Raw genomic sequence first — 3,753 nt, forward strand, 5'->3', positions numbered from 1 at the left:
ACTCGGCGCTGTCACCGTCGGTTAGCAAGAACTCTGGTGTCAAGCCGCGGATGCTGGAGACGCCGCGGACACGTGACGATGCGGCCTAACTAAGCAGCATTGATCCGAGAACCGCGGGGCAGATCAACCGGCCAGCACCCGCCACCGCGTACCAGCCACGATCAACATCCGCGGGCTCGCACGACAAGCAGCATGATCAACTTAGGCTACGTGGCATTGCGGTCAGGGTCCACTTGACGTAGTTTCACCGATGAGTGAAGGCCGAGGGGGTTTGCCTTCGCGATCGAAGGCGGCCGGTCGGTCGCCAGGGCCTCTCCAAGGTCGTGAATGGCGACGCTCACCTGAGGCGGCGATGTTGATGCGGCCTACAGTCGCCGAGCTGGCTCGGGCCCGGGGCGTCATCGACAGCGGGTTGACCTGGCGTCTCGGCAGGGCCAGCGCCGGCATCTCGCCCAGCCCGAGGGCAGGGGCGGCGGCGTTCGGGTGACCAACGCAAGGCCGGTTAGACGAGGTACCGTTCGCACTCCTGCGTAATCCCGCAAACACCCCTGCGTAACCCGGAGAGGAGACGCTCGTGAACAACCAATCCGGCCCTCAGGCGGGCACCTTCGACCGTCACCAGAGAGATCAGTATCTCGCTTTCGGGTTTGTTCCTCAACTGCCGGACGGGGACGCGCTGTCGCTGTTGAGCGCGTGGTCGCGACTGCCTCGGCGGAGTAGACGGGCCGTATCGGAGTCCGGGCTCGTCCGGGAGGGCGTACGCGCGCTCAAAGCCGCATTCGAAGAGTGCGCGTCCACGGCAGAGAGCCGCGGTGACCAGGTCGTTTTCCTCAGTGGAGGATTGGACTCGCGCGTCATCCTCGGCGCTCTGCTGGAGTTCTACCGCCCTGCCGAGATCCTCGCTGCGACGTTCGGTGCTCCCGGGGAACAGGACTTTGACTTCGCGGCAAAGGTGGCCAGAGCCGCCGATGTACGCCATGAGGTACTGGAGTCCTTCTCCGCCGACTGGACGACCCAGGGTCTCGTGGACTCGGTGCTGGCTCGAGAAGTCCCTCTGCCGTACCCTTTCGGCCAGCGCTACCTGAGCTACCGCCTGCACCAGAAGATCGGCGTCCACAACACCTTCTGGGACGGCCTCGGCGGCGATGCGGTGAGCGGCGCGCACATACCCGGGCGAGACGAGCACTGGACCTGGGAGGCGGCGGTTTCGCGCTTCCTGAACATGCACCTCCTTGCGCATGCGGATCAGTACACGAGTCCGGGCTTTCGGCCCGAGGCGAGCATGCCTGCCGCCCCGTTCGTCAGCGACAGCCTGCTCTCATATCCGGACCAGCTGGACTTCGCCGTCCGGCAGACCCGCTACATCAACACCAGGTACATGCTCGGATACAGTGTCCGCACACCCTTCTTGAGCCGGCCGTGGCTGGACTTCATGCTCAGCGTGCCGGTCGGCTACCGTTACGAGCAACGTCTCTACATGACGATCCAGCGGCAGGCCTACCCCCGGCTGTTTAAGCTCCCTACGACCACGTTCGACGGTGGCGGCGTGCCGGCGTCGCCCTTGCTGAGAAAGGTCCTGGTCGTCCAGCGTCGTGCCCTGCGCAAGACCGAGCGGATGGGGTGGCCGTCACGGCCGGGTGGCAAGCCGCACAGTGGCGCGAATAACGCCATCCGGGGCAGTCACCGGCACCGGACCGACATCCGCGAGCTGATTCTGAAGAACCTCGACGACCTCGCCAACAGGGGTGTCGTAACGGGTCTAGAATCGGACGCGATCGCCCAAGCGATGGTCGAGCGGAGGATCAGCGACACCAGGATCAGCGTGCTGCTTGGGTTGGAGCTCAACCTCAAGGCCGTTGACCGGCTGACGAAGATGGGCCCCGAGGCCAGTAGGTAGGCGGCAGTGCCGCCGAACGAGCTGAGGCGTGCACCAGTGCTCGGAGTGCGCGCCGAGCAGTGCTTGAGCCTGTAGATGAGCAAGATCGTGCAGGGGTCGTACCCCCCCGAACACCCTCAAGCAGGTCCTCCAAGCAAGGCCGGCGCGCCAACGCCGGTTCCGGGGCTTCCGATCACCGGGACGGACCCGGGCGTCAGCACGCCGGGCTAAAGCGCATCCGGACCCGATCGTCTGCAACAGGAACATCCGGGGTCGACACGTCCGGATTCGGCACATCCGAAGTCCGAACGTCCGAAGTCAGCACGTCCAGATCCGGCACATCCGGACCAGGCATCTCCGGGACGGGGACGTCGGGGCTGGGGACGTCGCGCGGGGACGTCCAGATCCAGAACCTGTGGGGCGGGAATCTCCGAGACGCGAATCTCCGGAGCACGCACCTCCGGATCCGGCGCGACGGGAGCGGGGACGACGTCGCCCTGTGAGGCGGAGTCCTTGGGCGGCGTCGGGGCGACGATCACCGATCCGTCCACCGGCGTGGGGCTGGTGCCGTCCGGAGCGCTCTCGGCGACTTCCGGGGTCTCGTCAGCGGCGGCATAGTCCGCGACCGCGACCAGGATGACCCCCGAGCCCGCCGCCAGGACGGTGCCGATGAGCAGTCGCTGCAACGAGAATCAGCAGCGGAGGCCCGACGACTCACGTCCGGCCCGCCTGTCGTCGCCGCGTGAAAACTGACCCCCAGTCGTCGGTGAATTTGACCCCTTGACCCTGGGAGGGATGATCACTGTGGAGGATTGGACTGAGACCCCCCGGCTGTATCGAGCGGAGGGCGTGCCGATCAAGGAGATCGTGCGGCGTCTGGGCGTTGCCCGGAACACCGTGCGGGCGGCGCTGGCATCGGAGGAGCCGCCGGCCTACTCCAGGCCGGCGAAGGGTTCGCTGGTCGATGCGGTGGAGCCGGAGATCCGCAAGTGGTTGAAGGAGTACCCGCGGATGCCGGCGACGGTGATCGCGGAGCGGATCGGCTGGACGCACTCGATCACGATCTTGAAGGATCGGGTGCGGGCGATCCGACCGGAGTACGCCGGGATCGACCCGGCCGACCGGATCGTGCACCTGCCCGGTGAGGTCATCCAGTGCGATCTGTGGTTCCCCGAGACACCGATCCCGGTCGGGCACCGGCAGGTGGCGGTGCTGCCGGTGCTGGCGATGACGTTGACGTACTCGAGGTTCATCTCCGCGGTGATGCTGCCCTCCCGCCAGGGCGGGGACCTGCTGGCCGGATGTGGCAGCTGATCTCGGCTCTGGGCAGGGCGGTGACCAAGACGTTGCTGTGGGACCTGGAGTCAGCGATCGGGCGCGGCCGTTAGGTGTCGGTGCCGGCGGCGGGGTTCGCCGGCACGCTGGCCACCAGGATCCGGCTGACGCCGCCGCGGGACCCGGAGTCCAAGGACGTGGTGGAGCGGACCAACGGGTTCCTGGAGACCTCGTTCCTGCCCGGGCGCACGTTCACCGGCCCGGAGGACTTCAACACCCAGCTGACCGGCTGGTTGCCGATCGCCAACGACCGGCTCGTGCGCGCCACCGGTGCCCGGCCCCGGGAGGCGTTGGCGGTCGATCTGGCCGCGATGACGGCGCTGCCGGCCCACCCGCTGATCTGCCTCGCGGTTCTCGGACCGTCGGTTTGACGGAATCTATGCGACTGCCTGCGATGACGTCCATTCGTTGAGGACTGCGTGGGGTGTTCTGTAGTCCAGGCCGGAGTGGGAGGTTGTCCCGGGTCTCGTGGAACTTGAGGTGGCGGTCCCCCGCCCGCACCGGCCGTGAGGTAGGTGTTGGGCGTCCGCCAAGACACCATC

1 protein-coding gene and 1 pseudogene are annotated in these 3,753 nt (G+C 67.0%); both read left to right on the forward strand.

Annotated features, from left to right (window positions below; translation table 11 throughout):
• Positions 1-574 precede the first annotated feature (574 nt).
• A complete protein-coding gene (locus BLW04_RS24880) occupies positions 575-1,897 on the forward strand; it encodes an asparagine synthase-related protein (RefSeq protein ID WP_091548264.1) in 1,323 nt (440 codons plus the stop codon).
• 774 nt (positions 1,898-2,671) lie between these two features.
• Positions 2,672-3,537 (forward strand): annotated as a pseudogene (istA, locus tag BLW04_RS29010) (IS21 family transposase); the annotation flags it as partial.
• Positions 3,538-3,753 lie beyond the last annotated feature (216 nt).

Origin of the sequence: Modestobacter sp. DSM 44400, from assembly GCF_900107175.1 — a bacterium.
In the GTDB taxonomy this organism is placed as follows: Bacteria; Actinomycetota; Actinomycetes; order Mycobacteriales; family Geodermatophilaceae; genus Modestobacter.